Source organism: Kocuria sp. CPCC 205231, from assembly GCF_040980965.1.
Lineage (GTDB): Bacteria > Actinomycetota > Actinomycetes > Actinomycetales > Micrococcaceae > Kocuria > Kocuria rosea.
In genome coordinates, this window is record NZ_JAVKPP010000101.1 from 1 (window position 1) to 568 (window position 568).

Sequence of the window (568 nt, forward strand, 5' to 3'; positions counted from 1 at the left end):
CAAAAAGTCGTCCTTAAAAGTGTATTTTGTATCAGTCATCTAACAAATCAAAGCGGGCTAACTGGAGAAACGGTAGTCCTAGACTGTCTTATACGTGAAAAAGTTGTCACCTTTAGGATGGTTAAACTAAATATGTTACTATCTATTTTTCTTATCACTAAATGAGTTACGCATTTTTAATTTTATCACTATATGGGTTGTCAGCGAATCCCCATTATACCTAACTAGGTTACTCTTTTTAAGGAGCTATCCCTAGAAAGGTTACGGTGATGATATTCTTTCAAATGCAAAGATACACATTTTCAACTAATTAGAAGAATTTTCCCAAGGATTTTTCCACATTTTCTGCTGTGGCCCCGCTTGAGTATGTGCAACAGATGGTGTTTGATTACCGATACTCATATGCGGTCTTTCGTCGTTATAAAACGCAATAATCCTGGTCAGTTCCTTCTTACATACTTTACGAGTAGGAATTGTCATCCTATAAAGCCATTCCGTTTTTAAAATGCCGTTTGCACGTTCTGCTATGGCATTCTCCAAAGGATCTCCTGTTTGAGTCATACTTATT

Annotated in this window: 1 protein-coding gene; it reads right to left on the reverse strand. The window is 36.4% G+C overall.

The window, feature by feature from the left end:
* Nucleotides 1–306 precede the first annotated feature (306 nt).
* Nucleotides 307–568: integrase core domain-containing protein (locus RF640_RS19065; RefSeq protein ID WP_368828672.1), on the reverse strand; the 262-nt coding region annotated here is incomplete at its 5' end.